Raw genomic sequence first — 13981 nt, forward strand, 5'->3', positions numbered from 1 at the left:
ACGATGAAAGTTGCAGGATGGGTTCTGGCCGCGGTTGTTGCGACCGCGGGTATGGCACAAGCGCAGGATCAGCAGACTCTGGCGGATATCCGGCAGGAACTGACGGTGCTGCATGTGGAAGTTCAGCGCCTGAAGCGCGAGTTTTCGACCACCGGCTCTCCGGCCCCGAACCTGTCCGGCAGTTCCGTTTTGGAACGGGTGGACGCCATCGAGGCTGAATTGCAACGTCTGACCCGGCAGACCGAACAGTTGAATCAGCGGGTGCAGAACATTGTGACTGATGGCACCAACCGGATCGGCGATCTGGAATTCCGTCTGGTTGAGCTGGAAGGTGGTGATCTGAGCACATTGGGTGAAACCTCGACCCTTGGCGGAGATACGCAGATCACCGCAGCAGCAACTGCAACACCAACGACGCCTCCGGTGATCGAACAGGGAGAATTGGCGGTAGGTGAACAGGCAGATTTCGATGCCGCTGCGCTGGCTCTGGCCGAGGGCAACTTTCAGGCCGCCGCCGATCAGTTTGCGCAATTCGAAACCTCATACCCCGGCAGCCCCCTTGCGCCCGAGGCTAACCTGAAACGCGGGCAGGCGCTGGAAGGTCTGGGTGACACGCGTGAGGCGGCTCGGGCGTTCCTGGCCAGCTTCACCGGTGATTCCGAAGGCGCATTCGCGCCCGAAGCCCTGTTCGAACTGGGGGCCGCACTTGGGCGTCTTGGCCAGACCGATCAGGCCTGCATCACCCTGTCCGAGGTTGGCGTGCGCTTTCCGGCCTCGGCCACCGCATCCGCCGCCACGCAGGAAATGGCGTCGCTGGGCTGTTCTTGACCAAGCAGGCCGACACGCTCCGATCCGAACTCCGCGCGCGGCTGCCTGACCGGTTGCCGCCGCGTTTGGGTGTTGCCGTCTCGGGCGGCGGAGATTCGGTGGCTTTGCTGCGTCTGCTGCACGAAATTGCACAAACCGAACCAATCCGGCTGTTTGCCGCGACGGTGAATCACGGCCTACGCCCCGAAGCGGCCGCCGAGGCCGATCAGGTGGCCGAACTGGCCGCGCGTCTGGGCATCCCCCACGAAACGCTGCTGTGGCAGGGCTGGGATGGTGCGGGAAACTTGCAGGATCAGGCGCGGCAGGCGCGATACCGGTTGTTGACCGACTGGGCGCGACGCAATGACATCCCGGCGATTGCTCTGGGCCATACCGCAGATGATCAGGCCGAAACGGTGCTGATGCGGCTGGGCCGGGCGGCAGGGGTCCGTGGTCTTTCAGGTATGCCTTATGCGCGGGATCAGAACGAAGTCACTCTGTTGCGTCCGATGCTGGGGGTCACGCGCCAAAGCTTGCGGGATTACTTGTCGGACCTTGGTGAAGGATGGATCGAAGATCCCTCGAATCACGATCAGAAATTCGATCGGATCAAGGCGCGCGAGGCACTGACGGGGCTTGGGGCGCTTGGGATTTCGGCACAATCTCTGGCCCGGGTCGCTGAAAATCTTGCACAAGCGCGTGAGGCGCTGGCGCTTTATACGCAGGAATCCGCGCGAAAGTTCGCGAAAGTGGACGGCGGGGATGTCTGTATCGACCGTAACGGTTTTGGACTGCTTCCTGTGGAAATCCAAAGGCGGCTGGTCGTCGGCATCATTGGCTGGATTGCGGGGCAGGGCTACCCGCCGCGCGGGGCGGCCGTTGATCAGGCAGTTACTGCTGTTGGCGCAGGGCAGACGCTGACCCTGGCGGGCTGCCTTCTGATCCCGCATCAGGATAAAATGTGGTTTTGCAGAGAGCTAAACGCGGTGGCAACGGAAACCGCCAACCCGCAGGAGGTCTGGGATGACCGCTGGGTTTTGACCGGGCCGCTGACTGCAGACGCCGAGGTCCGCGCACTGGGAGAGGCCGGTTTGCCGCAGGTGCCCGAGTGGCGCGCCTTGGGTAAACCGCGCCAGGCGCTCTTGTCTTCGCCCGCGGTTTGGAGCGGGGAAAGCCTGCTGGCAGCACCTCTGGCCGATTATTCAAACGGTTGGTCGGCTGAATTCGCCTCGCACAGACCCGAGTTTTACTCTTCTCTTTTATCGCATTGAACATGCTTGAATCATCTCTATTTTATAGAGCAACCCGGCAGGTCCCCATCTGCCGAAATCTTTTGGGAGATTTTCCTTGGGCAACGCTCGTAACATCGCCTTCTGGGTCGTTCTGTTTCTGCTGATCCTTGCACTGTTCAACTTCTTCAGTGGTCAGGGCGGAACACTTCAGAGCAATGAAAAAACCTATTCCGACTTTGTCACCGCTGTTGAAGGCGGCGAAGTCAAGAATGTGACGCTGGATGGTGAGCAGATTCGCTATACCACCCAAAGCGGCGCGACCTATGTCACCATCAAGCCCGGCGATGCCGAGGTCACCCAGCTGCTGATCAAGGAAGACATTCCTGTTCAGGCGGTGAAACAGCAGCAATCGGGCTTTCAGTCCTTCCTGATTACGTTGCTGCCCTTCCTGCTGCTGATCGGTGTATGGATTTACTTCATGAACCGGATGCAGGGTGGCGGCAAAGGCGGTGCGATGGGCTTTGGCAAGTCCAAGGCCAAGATGCTGACCGAAAAACATGGGCGCGTGACCTTTGATGACGTTGCGGGTATCGACGAAGCGAAGGAAGAACTTGAAGAGATCGTGGAATTCCTGCGCAATCCGCAGAAATTCTCGCGCCTTGGTGGCAAAATCCCCAAAGGTGCGCTGCTGGTTGGCCCTCCGGGTACTGGTAAGACGCTGCTGGCTCGTGCAATCGCGGGTGAGGCAGGCGTGCCGTTCTTCACCATTTCGGGTTCCGATTTTGTTGAGATGTTCGTGGGTGTCGGTGCATCGCGTGTGCGCGACATGTTCGAGCAGGCCAAAAAGAACGCGCCCTGTATCGTTTTCATCGACGAGATTGACGCCGTGGGCCGCCATCGTGGCGCCGGTTATGGCGGCGGCAACGACGAACGCGAACAGACCCTCAACCAGTTGCTGGTCGAGATGGACGGGTTCGAGGCCAATGAAGGTGTGATCATTCTGGCCGCAACCAACCGGAAAGATGTTCTGGACCCGGCGCTGCTGCGTCCGGGCCGGTTTGACCGTCAGGTCACCGTCGGCAACCCCGACATCAAGGGCCGTGAAAAGATTCTGGGCGTTCACGCGCGCAAGACACCTCTGGGTCCCGATGTCGATCTGCGCATCATCGCGCGTGGTACGCCAGGCTTCTCGGGCGCCGATCTGGCAAACCTCGTGAACGAGGCCGCGCTGATGGCTGCCCGTGTGGGTCGTCGCTTTGTCACCATGGAAGATTTTGAGAACGCCAAGGACAAGGTGATGATGGGGGCCGAGCGTCGTTCGATGGTGCTGACCCAGGACCAGAAGGAAAAGACCGCATATCACGAGGCTGGTCACGCCGTTGTTGGTCTGGAACTGCCGCTGTGCGATCCGGTCTACAAGGCGACAATCATTCCGCGCGGTGGTGCGCTGGGTATGGTGGTTTCGCTGCCCGAGATGGACCGCCTGAACTATCACCGCGATGAGTGTGAGCAGAAGCTGGCCATGACCATGGCGGGTAAGGCTGCTGAGGTGATCAAATACGGTGAAGATCACGTTTCGAACGGCCCAGCCGGTGACATCATGCAGGCCAGCCAACTGGCGCGCGCCATGGTGATGCGCTGGGGCATGTCGGACAAGGTCGGCAATATCGACTACGCCGAAGCCCACGAAGGCTATCAGGGCAACACTGCCGGGTTCTCAGTCTCGGCTCATACCAAAGAGCTGATCGAAGAAGAAGTGAAGCGCCTGATCCAGCAGGGCTACGAACGCGCCCACGAAATTCTGACCGAAAAGAACGAAGAATGGGAACGTCTGGCGCAAGGTCTGCTGGAATACGAGACCCTGACCGGAGATGAGATCAAGCGCGTCATGAACGGGGAATCGCCCAGCGAGGGTGATGACGAGGGCGACAAGCCGGATGAAGGCAGCGCGCCCAGCGTGACCGCGATTCCGAAGACCAAGGTCAAGAAGTCTCCGCCCGATGGCGGGATGGAGCCGGAACCTTCGGCATAACGACATCAGACCCGGGCATTGTCCCGGGTCTTTTTTCTTTCCAATCCGGATTGGCTGCTTTCTAGTGCGAGGCGACAAAACGCGAAAGTGAGGGGCGAACATGCCGGTGATGCGTGAGACCGAGTACAAGGGCGAAGTGGTCTGGCTGGGCCATGTTCCCGCGGGCGGTTCGATCCGCGCCCATGCGGTTAATGCGATGGACCTTGGCTTTGCCGGGGATCGCGGTGCACGGCATGAAGGCGAGAACCGGGCCTCATGCGTGCGGATGAGAAATCTCTATCCGCAGGGCACGGAAATCCGCAATGTCCGGCAATTGTCGGTACTGTCAGCCGAAGAGATTGAGGCGACCGCACAAGAGATGGCGCTGGACCAGCTGGACCCGTCCTTTCTGGGCGCCAGCATCGTGTTGCGGGGGATCCCGGACTTTACCCACATCCCACCCTCTTCACGGCTACAGGTCACGGGTGGTGTCACCATCACGGTTGATATGGAAAACCGTCCCTGCGTGATCCCCGGCCGTGAGATCGAGGCGGATCTGCCCGGACATGGGGCTGCATTCAAACCGGCTGCACAGGGGCGGCGCGGGGTCACCGCCTGGGTTGAAAGGCCGGGTGAATTGAAGCTGGGCGACCAGATGACCCTGTTTGTGCCAGATCAAAGGACGTGGGCACCATAAGGGGCACTCGTTTCCGATCTGAAACCGCTGAAATGACGCAACGCCGTTTCGCGGCATAATTATGTCGGAATCCACAGCCATCTGTTTGGTACACGACGGTATGGGTTGCGCAGCGCCGACGCTCTGCGCCGGTTTTGCACGGCATTCAATCAGGGACCCTGCCCAATGAGCTATAAATCCGACATCGAAATCGCCCGCGAAGCGAACAAGAAGCCGATTCAGGAAATCGGTGCCAAGATCGGCATCGATTCCGCCGATCTGCTGCCCTATGGCCACGACAAGGCCAAAGTCAGCCAAGACTTCATCAACTCGGTTCAGGACCGTGAAGACGGCAAGCTGATCCTGGTCACCGCGATCAACCCGACCCCGGCGGGTGAAGGTAAAACCACCACCACCGTTGGTCTGGGTGACGGCCTGAACCGCATCGGCAAGAACGCGATGATCTGTATCCGCGAAGCCTCGCTTGGCCCGAACTTCGGCATGAAGGGTGGCGCTGCAGGTGGCGGCTACGCGCAGGTTGTTCCGATGGAGGAAATGAACCTGCACTTCACCGGCGACTTCCACGCCATCACCTCGGCCCACTCGCTGCTGTCGGCGATGATCGACAACCACATCTACTGGGGCAACGAAGCTGAGATCGACGTGCGCCGCGTTGCATGGCGTCGTGTGGTCGACATGAACGACCGCGCCCTGCGTCAGATCACCGCCAGCTTGGGTGGCGTATCGAACGGCTTCCCGCGCGAAGCCGGCTTTGACATCACCGTTGCGTCCGAAGTCATGGCGATCCTGTGCTTGGCAAACGACCTGAAAGACCTGGAAAAGCGTCTGGGCGACATCATCGTGGCCTACCGCCGCGACAAGACCCCGGTCTACTGCCGCGACATCAAGGCCGAAGGCGCAATGACCGTCCTGCTGAAAGACGCCATGCAGCCGAACCTGGTGCAGACGCTGGAAAACAACCCGGCCTTCGTCCACGGCGGCCCCTTCGCGAACATCGCGCACGGCTGTAACTCGGTCATCGCGACCAAGACCGCTCTGAAAGTCGCTGACTATGTCGTGACCGAAGCCGGTTTCGGTGCCGACCTGGGCGCCGAGAAGTTCATGAACATCAAGTGCCGCAAAGCTGGCATCGCACCGTCGGCAGTTGTTCTGGTTGCCACCGTGCGCGCGATGAAAATGAACGGCGGCGTTGCCAAGGCCGATCTGGGTGCCGAGAACGTCGACGCCGTGGTCAACGGTTGCGCCAACCTGGGCCGCCACATCGAGAACGTGAAGTCCTTCGGTGTTCCGGTTGTTGTCGCTATCAACCACTTTGTCACCGACACCGATGACGAAGTTGAAGCGGTCAAGAGCTACTGCGCCGATCACGGTGTCGAGGCGGTTCTGTCGCGTCACTGGGAACTGGGTTCGGACGGCTCTGCGCCGCTGGCCGAGAAGGTTGTCGAAATCGTCGAAGGTGGCACCGCGAACTTCGCGCCGATCTACCCCGACGAAATGCCGCTGTTCGAGAAAATCGAAACCATCGCCAAGCGCATCTACCGCGCCGACGAGGTCCTGGCAGATAACAAAATCCGCAACCAACTGCGCGAGTGGGAAGAAGCGGGCTACGGCAACCTGCCGGTCTGCATGGCGAAAACCCAGTACTCGTTCTCGACCGATCCGTCGCTGCGCGGTGCGCCCACTGGCCACTCGGTTCCTGTACGTGAAGTTCGCCTGTCCGCAGGTGCCGGCTTCATCGTGGTTGTCTGCGGTGAGATCATGACCATGCCCGGCCTGCCCCGCAAACCGGCGGCTGAGACAATCCGCCTCAACGAAGAAGGCCAGATCGAGGGCTTGTTCTAAGCCTCCGAATAGGACATCTCGTGGTCCGGGGATATCCCCGGGCCATGAGGAGATCGCTATGCCCACTCTGACACCACCGCAAGACTGCCAATCGATGCAGGAATTGCGGGCTCAGATCGACAAGCTGGATCGCCAACTGATCGAGATGTTGGTGACGCGCGCAGGTTACATTGACCGCGCCTCGCAGCTGAAACCCGGCGAGGGCCTGCCGGCCCGCATCCCGGAGCGCGTCGAAGACGTGGTGCAGCGCGTGCGCGCAAGTTCCGGTGAACTGGGGATGGACCCCGATCTTGCCGAGCAGCTTTGGCGCATTCTGATTGACTGGTCGATTGCACGTGAAGAACGTGTGCTCGGCCCTGATTGAACACCCGGGCGCCCAGCGCCCGATTTGTTTTTGGAAGGAAGGGATCACAGGATGGTAGCCCAGGTTATCGACGGTAAGGCCTTTGCGGCGAAGGTGCGCGCGCAAGTGGCCAATCAGGTTGCAAAGCTGAAAGAGGAAAACGGCATCACGCCCGGTCTGGCCGTGGTTCTGGTGGGTGAAGACCCGGCCAGCCAGGTCTATGTCCGTTCGAAGGGTAAGATGACTGTCGAAGTCGGCATGAACTCGTACGAGCACAAACTGGATGCAGATACGTCTGAAGAAGACCTGCTGGCCCTGATCGACAAGCTGAACAACGATCCCGCCGTGCATGGCATCCTGGTGCAGCTGCCGCTGCCCAAGCACCTGAACGAAGATCTGGTGATCAACTCGATCGATCCTGCCAAGGACGTTGATGGCTTCCACATCTCGAACGTGGGCCTGCTGGGTACCGGTCAGAAGTCGATGGTGCCCTGCACCCCGCTGGGCTGCCTGATGATGCTGCGCGACCACCACGGCTCGCTGTCGGGCATGGACGCTGTTGTCATTGGCCGTTCGAACATCGTGGGCAAACCGATGGCGCAACTGCTGCTGGGCGACAGCTGCACCGTGACCATCGCGCATTCGCGCACCAAGGACCTGCCGGATGTCGTCCGCCGCGCCGACATCGTTGTCGCCGCCGTTGGCCGCCCCGAGATGGTTCCGGGTGACTGGATCAAGGAAGGCGCCACCGTGATCGACGTGGGCATCAACCGCATCGAGCGTGACGGTAAGAACAAACTGGTCGGTGACGTTGACTACGCCAGCGCTGCCGAGCGTGCAGGCGCGATCACCCCGGTTCCGGGTGGCGTTGGTCCGATGACCATCGCCTGCCTGCTGGCCAACACCCTGACCGCCTGCTGCCGCGCAAACGGCCTGCCAGAGCCCGAGGGCCTGACGGCCTGATCCTTGGCGCACTGCAATTGATTTTGGGCCGAGGGGTGGAAACGCTCTTCGGCCCGATTGTTTCAACATGCTCGCGCTAAGTTTTAAATCTCGGGGTTTGAATGTAACGGGTTCAGTGATAAACAAGTGAATCCAGCCAGTTACGTTGTGGTATTGCGAGTCTCCGGGGTTTGTGCTGGACCCGTAGGCTTATTGTTGAGTAGGTATGAACATAATACTGAGCCCAATTCTGGCCGAGGTCTCGCTGCGCAGAATTATTGCCGCGCTTGCCTTTCCGCCGTTGCTGGCCTCTGCTTTTCAACCGTTCTCAGCCATTGACCTGACCTATTTTCAACGCCTGGTGTTTTGGGTTGGGGTCGTGGTGCTGGCGCTGTGTGTGACATGGACCGCCAGACAAGTGACGCGGACCTGTTTGTCGGGAATTCACTTTTCCTGGCGCGATACCGCGTTGGTTCTGGTAAATCTGGCGCTTTTCGTTCCGGCGCTTTGGCTGCTGTCCTACCTGTTAATCACCATCAATGGACACCAAGCCCCCGGGTTCCTGTCAGTGGCCCCGTACGGGGCGCTGTTCGTCACCGGGCTGATGCTGGTGAGGGGACGCAGGCGGATAGAGGTGCCACCGGAGCAGGCCGATCCCGTGCAGCCGCGGCTGGCAAAGCGTCTGCCGGAAACCTTTCAGGGCCAGATTTATCGACTGACTGTCCGGGACCACGCCGTGGATGTGGTCACGTCCGAGGGGACATTCACCATCCGGTCCCGCCTGGTTGATGCGATTGCCGAGATGGAGCCGGTGCCGGGTCATTGCACGCATCGCTCGCACTGGGTAGCGGATGCTGCCATTGCCGGGGTCGAGCGGCAGGGGGGCAAGACCTTTATGCGGCTGAAGAACAATGACTTGGTTCCCGTCAGCCGAAAATACAAACCGATGCTAGAGCAGGATGGCGTTATCTGAGCCAGCTCATCTTGGCATGGGAATGATCCGCGGCTGGGGGCCGGTCAGGATTGCCATGGCCCGGTCGTCCATCAATGCATTCAACACGTTATCCGAACTGCGCAACCCGCCGGTATAGGTACCGTAGGCGGGTAGAATCAGCCGTGTCTGATCGACCAGAAAGGCGGGGCGGATGATCGCGCGCCCGCGTGCGCGCAGCCGGGCTTTGGGGTGGTAATGGCCGGACACTTCGGCTTGGGCCTCTGCCTGAGCGATATGTCGAAAGGTCAGCGGGCCGATTTTGCTTTCAGACAAGTGCGCCCCGCCCAGATCAATCGGGCCGGGGTCGTGATTGCCCTCGATCCAGATCCAGCGCCGCCCGGCCTGCAGGGCGGTGATATCCCGTTTCTCATCCGAACCCATCGCCATGGACGCATCCAGATCGTCGAAGCTGTCACCCAAACAGATGACGGTTCCCGGATTGGTGTGCGTGATATCGGCGGCCAGACGCGTCAGCGTTTCCTGGCTGTCATAAGGCGGCAGGGTCGGGCCGCCGCGCCGGGCGATACGCTCAGACTTGCCCAGATGCAGGTCAGAGACACAAAGCAGGTTCTGCTCGGGCCACCACAATGCCCCGGACCCCAGCGCGCAGAGGCCTTGCCCGGCGAAAGAAAACGCGATGCTGTTCATGATACGTTCTTTGCGCGTTTCCGTCCGGTGCGCAAGCGATATCAGCCGGGTTTCAGTCCTGCGGCTTGCATCAGACGGGCGCTTTCTTCGGCCAGCAGGCGTTCCTCGGCCGCGCCTTTGACCGGCACCTTGCCGACCTCAAGGAACAGCGGCGCCGCGAGAGGTGAGACGCGATCCAGCCGCAGCAGGTCAATCCGGTCACCGATGCGTTCAACCATCGCCTCGATCCGCCCGAAATCCACCAGTCCGCGCATGGCCTCTTGGCGGGTGATCTGCATCAGCAGGTGGTCGGGGTCGTATTTCAGCAAGGTGTCATAGAGGATATCCGAGGAAAACGTCGCCTGACGCCCGCTTTTACGTTGCCCGCCGGTGTTGCGTTCGATCAGACCGGCAATGGTGGCCGAGGCGCGAAATGTCCGTTTCATCACTGCGTTTCCGGCCAGCCAGGTCTCAAGCCCGTCGCGCAGGGTCTGCAATTGAAACAGGGGGCGTGGGTCGGTTACCGCATCCAGCCCCCAGATCAGCGTCGCATAGTCGGTGGCCACGAAACCCAGCGGTGCCAACCCGGTTTCCTCCATCCGTTTGGTAAGCAACAGGCCCAGCGTCTGTTGCGCGTTGCGCCCGGCGAAACCGTAGACACACAGGTTCTCGCGCCCGTCATTGGGAAAGCTCTCGATCAGCAGACGGTCACGTTGGGGCAGGCGGGACATGTCGCGTTGCAGGGCCAGCCAGTCGGACGTGTGCCCGGGCAGTTGCGGCCAGTGGGGTTGCGCGAACATCCGCAGGATGCGATCGCTCAGCTGCGTTGAGGTGGCAAATTTCGTACCCGAGAAAACGGCAACCTTAGGCTTGCGATCCGCGCGGCGGCTGACCTCGACCACCATCTCGCGCAGGCCTTCATAGCGAACGATCTGCCCGCCAATCAGGAACGTGTCCCCTTGGGTCAGCGAGGCGGCAAAGCCCTCTTCGACCTCACCCAGAGGTTTGCCCCCGCGATTGCGCTTCAGCCGCACTTTTAGCGTGTCGGTGTCCTGAATGGTGCCCAGATTCATGCGGATGCGCTGCGCTGCACGCGGGTCGCGCAGCTGCCAGCGGCCATCGGCGCGCTGTTGCAGCCGTTGCCAGCGGTCATAGGCACGCAGGGCATAGCCTCCGGTGGCGCAGAACTCCAGACAAGCGTCGAATTCTGCGCGCGTCAGATCCGCATAAGGCCCGGCGGCGGTCATTTCAGTGAACAGCGTATCTGCGTCGAACGGTCCGGCCGCCGCCGCGATCAGAATATGCTGACACAAGACGTCGCGAGGGCCTGCGCCGCGCGGCTCACCGTCCAGATCATGGGCCTTGGCCGCCTCGAGCGCGGCGACGCATTCCACCACCTCGAACCGGTTGGCGGGCACCAGCAAGGCCTTGGAGGGCGCGTTATAGCGGTGATTGGCCCGCCCGATCCGCTGCACCAGACGTTTGACGTTCTTCGGCGCCCCGATCTGGATCACCAGGTCGACGTTCCCCCAGTCGATACCCAGATCCAGAGAACCGGTGCAGACAATGGCGCGCAGGTCGCCGCGGACCATGGCGGCCTCGACCCTTTCGCGTTGCTGACGATCCAGACTGCCGTGGTGGATGCCGATGGGCAGGCCGTCTTCGTTGGCGAGCCAGAGGTTGTGAAAGAAAATCTCGGCCTGCGCGCGGGTGTTGTGAAAGATCAGCGTGGTCTTGTGTTGCTTGATCTGCTCCAACACCGCCGGGATCGCATAAGCCGCCCCACCGCCGGACCAGGGGGGCATTTCCTGCGTTTCCAGCATCCGGATGTCGGGGTCGGGGCCGGGGTCGGCCTGCACGATCTGGCAGGGATCAGGGTGCCGGGCTAGAAACCGCGCGATGGCTGCGGGGTCTTCGACCGTGGCCGACAGCCCGACCCGGCGCAGTTCAGGGCAGAGCGATTGCAACCGGGCCAAAGCCAGCATCAGTTGATCGCCTCGCTTGCTTTCCGCCAAGGCGTGGATTTCATCGACGATCACCCTTTGCACACCTGCAAACATCCGGGGTGCGTCCTCGTACGAGGTCAGCAGGGCCAGGCTTTCCGGTGTGGTCAGCAGGATATGCGGCGGGTCCACGCGTTGGCGTTTCTTCTGCGTGGCCGAGGTATCCCCGGTGCGGTCCTCGATCCGGATGGGCAGTCCGATTTCATCCGCTGGGCCGCGCAAATTGCGGCGGATATCGGCGGCCAATGCCTTGAGCGGCGAGACATAGATCGTGTGCAGCCCTGCATGATCCCCCTCGGCCAACTCGGCCAGAGTGGGCAAGAACCCCGCCATGGTCTTGCCGCCGCCGGTCGGGGCGATCAGCAGCGTGGCCGGGTCCGAGGCCCGGTCGAACATGTCCTGTTGGTGGGGGTGGATCGACCAGCCTTTGGCGGTGAACCAATCGGTGATCCGGGCGGGAATCTGCGTCATTGTCGCATGATTACCTGCCCTGGATCAGAATTGCAGGGGTCAGTGAATGATCTTTTCTTCCTTGACGAACATATTGGCCCAGGCGCGGTCGACCAGATCGGGGCTCATCTGATAGGGGATGCCCTCGAATTCGCAGATCGAGATCATCTGATCGATCAGGAAGATCGGCTGATAGTTGGCGTAGATATTGTTGATGGTCGGGTATTTGACCTTCAGCAGATGCACCAGCGCGGCCTCATCCAGCGGCATTCCGCGTTTGCGGGCCACCATGGCAAAGATTTTCAGGAAGTTCTCCTGATTTGGGCCGTCGATCTTGATCTTGAAGAAGATCCGGCGCAGGGCCGCTTGGTCGAATATCTCGTTGGGGTGGAAGTTGGTCGAGAAGATGACCAGCGTGTCGAAGGGGACCTCGAACTTTTCGCCCGATTGCAGGCCGAGAATATCCTTTTTCTCTTCCAAAGGGACAATCCAGCGGTTGATCAGCGCCTGCGGCGGTTCCTGCTGACGTCCAAGGTCGTCCACGATGAAGATGCCGCCGGTCGATTTCAGCTGCAACGGTGCCTGATAGGTCCGCGCGGTGGGGTTGTAGACCAGATCCAGCATGCTCAACGACAGTTCACCACCCGTCACAACGGTCGGGCGTTCGCACTGAACATAGCGCGTGTCGAATCTTTTGCGGCGGCGCAGGCTGTTGGGATCATCGGGTTCCTGCTCGACTGCGGTGTGCACGATCGGGTCATAGACGGTGATCACCTGACCGGCATACTCGATGGCAAAGGGCACATAGACATTGTCCCCCAGCGCATCCTTGATTCCGTTCGAGATCGAGGACTTACCGTTGCCCGGCGGGCCATACATCAGGATCGACCGGCCGGCGCTGACCGCGGGGCCAAGATGGTCCAGCAGGCTGTCGGGCAGAACCAGATGGCCCATCGCACCCGTCAGCTGATCGCGGGTGACCTGAATGTTGCGGATCGACTGGCGCTTGACCTGCTCGCGATACACATCCAACGGCACGGGCATGGCGCCGAAGTATTCAGACTGGCTCAGCGCGTCCAGGGCGCGGGCCTTGCCGGCATCGGTCAACTGATAGCCCATCTCGTTACCGCTGTTGGCGTTCAGGGTACCGGTGGCCTCGATCAGCTTCTGCTCGCGGGCCATGTCGATCAGTTCCTGCGTGACGGAACCCGGCAGACAGACCGCACCGGCGATCTCGGAAACGGTGTCCACGTTCTTGCGGAAGATTGTCTTCAACAAAATGTCGCGCATCATGACGATGGGCAGTTTCATTTCGCCCAAACCCTTGGGGGCAGGGGGGGCCATTACCGAGGTCGTCTGCATATTCATGAGCGTTGCCCGTCTATCCAGTTTTCGCGCCAAAGGCCCCAAAAAGGGCCGCTTGGGGAAAATCTGGCCCGGCTTTGTGTCAGTACCAAGGCACGGACAAGGCGGCTTAATGATAGTTTACGAGCCGTAAACAGTGCCAAGAATCAGATAGAGGGCAAGGCTGCCGCCCAGCGAAAGACCCATCGGTATGTGTCTGGCCCTGCTCCAGCTTTTCCAATCCGGTGCGAAATTCCGCAGCCCCGTGTTGCGCGCCAGCCGGTGAGTGGTCAAAGCCGCCACATTCATCGTGGTCAGAATAAGAACCACCAGAAGATAGTCGCCGGGCCAGATAAACGGCGAGGCTGCTGCCAGAAACTTGGCGTCACCGGCCCCCATCTGGCGCATCACGTAGAACAGGATGCCAAAGGCCAGAGCCGGTACGACATGCAGCAGATGCCAGACATAGGGGGGCAACGAGATTGACAATGGACCCACCGTGGCGGTTGTCCACGCAGTCGACCATGGTGGCAGAACGAACAGACCACCGATAACGAACACCGCAAACACCGCGTAGACCGCCTGGTTCTTGATCTTCATGGCGCGCAAGTCCGTGAACGTCACGTACAGGCAGATCGGCAGAACGAAGGGCAGAAATAACAGCGCCGCATTCGCGGGAATGTTCATCT

At 60.7% G+C, this 13981-nt stretch carries 12 protein-coding genes; 8 read left to right on the forward strand and 4 right to left on the reverse strand.

Going from position 1 to position 13981, the window contains the following annotated elements:
* Positions 1-3 precede the first annotated feature (3 nt).
* From ybgF to ACR0DO_RS10065, 8 genes are all read left to right on the forward strand, one after another.
* Positions 4-828, forward strand: a complete 825-nt coding sequence (gene ybgF, locus ACR0DO_RS10030) for a tol-pal system protein YbgF (protein WP_480558384.1) — start codon at positions 4-6, stop codon at positions 826-828.
* The gene (gene tilS, locus ACR0DO_RS10035; protein ID WP_480558386.1) at positions 825-2078 is read left to right on the forward strand and encodes a tRNA lysidine(34) synthetase TilS; all 1254 of its coding nucleotides are present in this window, start codon (positions 825-827) and stop codon (positions 2076-2078) included. The genes ybgF and tilS overlap by 4 nt, the downstream gene beginning before the upstream one ends.
* Before the next feature lie 76 nt (positions 2079-2154).
* Positions 2155-4071, forward strand: coding sequence for an ATP-dependent zinc metalloprotease FtsH (ftsH, locus tag ACR0DO_RS10040; RefSeq protein ID WP_170445398.1), 1917 nt, complete (start codon positions 2155-2157; stop codon positions 4069-4071).
* Between the two features lie 100 nt (positions 4072-4171).
* On the forward strand, positions 4172-4747 hold the full coding sequence (locus ACR0DO_RS10045) for an MOSC domain-containing protein (RefSeq protein ID WP_480558388.1): 576 nt from the start codon (positions 4172-4174) through the stop codon (positions 4745-4747).
* Positions 4748-4912: 165 nt separating this feature from the next.
* A complete protein-coding gene (locus ACR0DO_RS10050; protein ID WP_480558389.1) occupies positions 4913-6589 on the forward strand; it encodes a formate--tetrahydrofolate ligase in 1677 nt (558 codons plus the stop codon).
* A gap of 58 nt (positions 6590-6647) precedes the next feature.
* Complete coding sequence (locus ACR0DO_RS10055) at positions 6648-6953, forward strand: chorismate mutase (protein WP_480558391.1); 306 nt, start codon at positions 6648-6650, stop codon at positions 6951-6953.
* A gap of 51 nt (positions 6954-7004) precedes the next feature.
* Positions 7005-7895 carry a bifunctional methylenetetrahydrofolate dehydrogenase/methenyltetrahydrofolate cyclohydrolase FolD gene (gene folD / locus ACR0DO_RS10060; protein ID WP_480558393.1) on the forward strand — a complete coding sequence of 297 codons (891 nt, stop codon included), beginning with the start codon at positions 7005-7007 and terminating at the stop codon, positions 7893-7895.
* A gap of 205 nt (positions 7896-8100) precedes the next feature.
* Positions 8101-8847 (forward strand): LytTR family DNA-binding domain-containing protein, encoded by a 747-nt coding sequence (locus ACR0DO_RS10065; protein WP_480558395.1) that lies wholly within the window; start codon positions 8101-8103, stop codon positions 8845-8847.
* A 6-nt stretch (positions 8848-8853) separates the two neighbouring features.
* Here the strand turns inward: ACR0DO_RS10065 and pdeM are convergent, their stop codons facing one another.
* The 4 genes from pdeM to ACR0DO_RS10085 form a co-directional block, all read right to left on the reverse strand.
* Positions 8854-9516 carry a ligase-associated DNA damage response endonuclease PdeM gene (pdeM, locus tag ACR0DO_RS10070; protein ID WP_480558397.1) on the reverse strand — a complete coding sequence of 221 codons (663 nt, stop codon included), beginning with the start codon at positions 9514-9516 and terminating at the stop codon, positions 8854-8856.
* Between the two features lie 41 nt (positions 9517-9557).
* On the reverse strand, positions 9558-11969 hold the full coding sequence (locus ACR0DO_RS10075; protein ID WP_480558399.1) for a ligase-associated DNA damage response DEXH box helicase: 2412 nt from the start codon (positions 11967-11969) through the stop codon (positions 9558-9560).
* A gap of 39 nt (positions 11970-12008) precedes the next feature.
* Positions 12009-13316 (reverse strand): ATPase, encoded by a 1308-nt coding sequence (locus ACR0DO_RS10080; protein ID WP_170445371.1) that lies wholly within the window; start codon positions 13314-13316, stop codon positions 12009-12011.
* A 117-nt stretch (positions 13317-13433) separates the two neighbouring features.
* Complete coding sequence (locus ACR0DO_RS10085; RefSeq protein ID WP_480558401.1) at positions 13434-13979, reverse strand: prepilin peptidase; 546 nt, start codon at positions 13977-13979, stop codon at positions 13434-13436.
* Positions 13980-13981: the final 2 nt, after the last annotated feature.

The organism is Ruegeria sp. AM9, from assembly GCF_056540565.1.

Coding starts and splice junctions, on each gene's coding strand:
- ybgF (WP_480558384.1), top strand. CDS start 4: ATGAAAGTTGCAGGATGGGTTCTGGCCGCGGTTGTTGCGACCGCGGGT.
- ACR0DO_RS10045 (WP_480558388.1), top strand. CDS start 4,172: ATGCCGGTGATGCGTGAGACCGAGTACAAGGGCGAAGTGGTCTGGCTG.
- ACR0DO_RS10050 (WP_480558389.1), top strand. CDS start 4,913: ATGAGCTATAAATCCGACATCGAAATCGCCCGCGAAGCGAACAAGAAG.
- ACR0DO_RS10055 (WP_480558391.1), top strand. CDS start 6,648: ATGCCCACTCTGACACCACCGCAAGACTGCCAATCGATGCAGGAATTG.
- folD (WP_480558393.1), top strand. CDS start 7,005: ATGGTAGCCCAGGTTATCGACGGTAAGGCCTTTGCGGCGAAGGTGCGC.
- ACR0DO_RS10065 (WP_480558395.1), top strand. CDS start 8,101: ATGAACATAATACTGAGCCCAATTCTGGCCGAGGTCTCGCTGCGCAGA.
- pdeM (WP_480558397.1), bottom strand. CDS start 9,516: ATGAACAGCATCGCGTTTTCTTTCGCCGGGCAAGGCCTCTGCGCGCTG.
- ACR0DO_RS10075 (WP_480558399.1), bottom strand. CDS start 11,969: ATGACGCAGATTCCCGCCCGGATCACCGATTGGTTCACCGCCAAAGGC.
- ACR0DO_RS10080 (WP_170445371.1), bottom strand. CDS start 13,316: ATGAATATGCAGACGACCTCGGTAATGGCCCCCCCTGCCCCCAAGGGT.
- ACR0DO_RS10085 (WP_480558401.1), bottom strand. CDS start 13,979: ATGAACATTCCCGCGAATGCGGCGCTGTTATTTCTGCCCTTCGTTCTG.